Raw genomic sequence first — 2,311 nt, 5'->3', positions numbered from 1 at the left:
AACCATACAAGCTTTTGAGCTAGTATGGTCGTTTGATTTTTAGGACTTTTTTTACAGCCCCTTAATTTTCCGAAGGGCACTTTTTCAGTGCCCTCATCTCTTAGGCTTGTCTTTTTTAGGAACAAACTCATCTGTAGGAACAGCTTCTAATATATATCCACTAAAGGCCTCTAAAAATTCACTATACTTAAGTTTCTTTTTTCCAGATGCAGGATCAAGTATTTCAACATAATTCTTTTTCACTTTAGATACAACAACAAAATGTTGCTTATTCCAAAATGCTATAAATGGTGCTTTGACTTGATTTAAACCACTTATATCTTCAGGACTTTTTATATTACACTTAATCATTCTTGTCTTAAACTTTTTTATTTCTAATAAATCTCGTAATTGTACTATACTAAGTCCATCTCTACCTGCCTCAAGACATTCTCTTAAATCTTCTAATGTTTCATAACTTTTATAGTATCTTAAAATCATTAACACACAACATAAACCACATTCTGTTTGTTGTACCTGCTGTACTAATTTAAATTTACTCATAATCATTACCTCTATATATTCCTAAAGATAATATAGATGGATATTTATCACATAAGATTCTTAATATAGTCAAAGCCATTCCTGATATTCCAATCATACCTCCAAAGATATCTCCATCACTTTTAAAGCCATCTTCAAATCCATTATAATTAATCTTATCTATTCTTGCTTTAACCATAGTTTTTAATTCTGATACATCATGTATATTCATAATATTAAACATATCAACAATTCCAAAGAAACCATGACACATACTATCATTTTCTATTTTGCTTAAGTCTATTTCTTTTAATTTATTAATTCCCTTATTTAAATCATCCTTTATTATGTTGCTATCTATATCTTTTAACATCATATACCTAGCAAGAGTAATTCCTCCTACCCCATAGCACCAATATACTAAATCTTTATTTTCTGTAGTTCTTATATCTCTCCAATTACATAACTTTTCATCATAATAGGAATCTTCTTTTTCTATAATTCTTTTGCCAAGTTCTATATACTTTTCTTTTTTAAGCCTATGACCTGCAGCAATAAATGCTAATCCTACTCCTGAATATCCATGAGCTAAACCTGTTTTATTAACACTATTATCAGTATACATATCTTCTAACTTGTTAACTATCTTTAATAAAATTTCTTCTATTATTGGATTACTACAATCTTTATATATATTACTTAGCATAAACACAATACTGCTGTTTCCATTTAAATAATCTAATTCATACTTATATTTATCTAAACCATTATTTAGAATATTTAATACTTCTTCAAATTTATTTTTATACTCTTCTTCTCCCCATAATTTATATAAATTATAGTATATATAAATCATAGACCCTATTCCAGAATAAGCACTAAGTATCTCTTCTTCTGCATATGGATAATTTTCTACTATAGTATTTAATAGTTTATAAGCTCTTGCTTTCAACTCATTATTCTTTTTAAAATGTGCATAATAATTTAATAGCAATAATACACTTCCACCTTCATATAAAGAATAATTCATAAGTACAATATATAACTTATTACATAGGGCTAAATCAACCATATAATTTTTTTCATCACCAAAGCTATATTTTTCTATTGTATCTATAACCTTTTCTATAACTTCACATAAATCCTTAGTATAACTAACTCTATTCCTTGATTTATAAGATTCACTAACTTCATCTACAAAGGATAATCTTATAATTCTCAGCTGATGCTCTATTTTATCATATGAAAGTTTATTAACTTTTTCTTTTAATACTTCATCTAAACTTTTCAAATAATAATTCTCTATTTTTTGTTCATCACCATTTTTATCTATATAATACAGATTATTTTTATAAAGCTTTGTATAAAAATAAGGAATATTTCTCGACTTTAGAATACTAATTTCTATATCTATAATTTCTTTAGTAAACACATCATTTTCAGAGAATTTTAAAACATCAAATACTTTGTTATAATCATCTTCATCTTTCAAATATTTAGGATGTTCACTTGCAGCCATGTACATTCCATATATATAAGTTGCTCTTAATACCTGTCTAATGTTATATTCTTGATTTAATGCTATATCTAAAAATTCCTGTTTATTATCAGCTACAAACAAACTAACATCTTTAAAACCTTCTTCTATCTTATACAAATACTTTGCTGGCGAAACAACTTCACCCCTTAACTTTAGGCTCAATTATGAAATAGAGTGATAAATAAAACTAGCTATTCAAATATAGGTGGACGGCCTTTAAAATTCTTGATTTTATAAGGATGTTTACCC

At 26.5% G+C, this 2,311-nt stretch carries 2 protein-coding genes; both read right to left on the bottom strand.

Annotated features, from left to right (window positions below; genetic code table 11):
* Window positions 1-93: 93 nt before the first annotated feature.
* Window positions 94-543 (bottom strand): cysteine peptidase family C39 domain-containing protein, encoded by a 450-nt coding sequence (locus BM384_RS16755; protein ID WP_175537445.1) that lies wholly within the window; start codon window positions 541-543, stop codon window positions 94-96.
* A complete protein-coding gene (gene lanM, locus BM384_RS16750) occupies window positions 536-2,224 on the bottom strand; it encodes a type 2 lanthipeptide synthetase LanM (protein ID WP_090015360.1) in 1,689 nt (562 codons plus the stop codon). The genes BM384_RS16755 and lanM overlap by 8 nt, the downstream gene beginning before the upstream one ends.
* Window positions 2,225-2,311: the final 87 nt, after the last annotated feature.

This window comes from Clostridium sp. DSM 8431 (assembly GCF_900116755.1).
Taxonomy (GTDB): domain Bacteria; phylum Bacillota; class Clostridia; order Clostridiales; family Clostridiaceae; genus Clostridium.
Note: the sequence above shows the minus strand (reverse complement) of the source record. Positions and strands in the feature narration are given on the sequence as shown.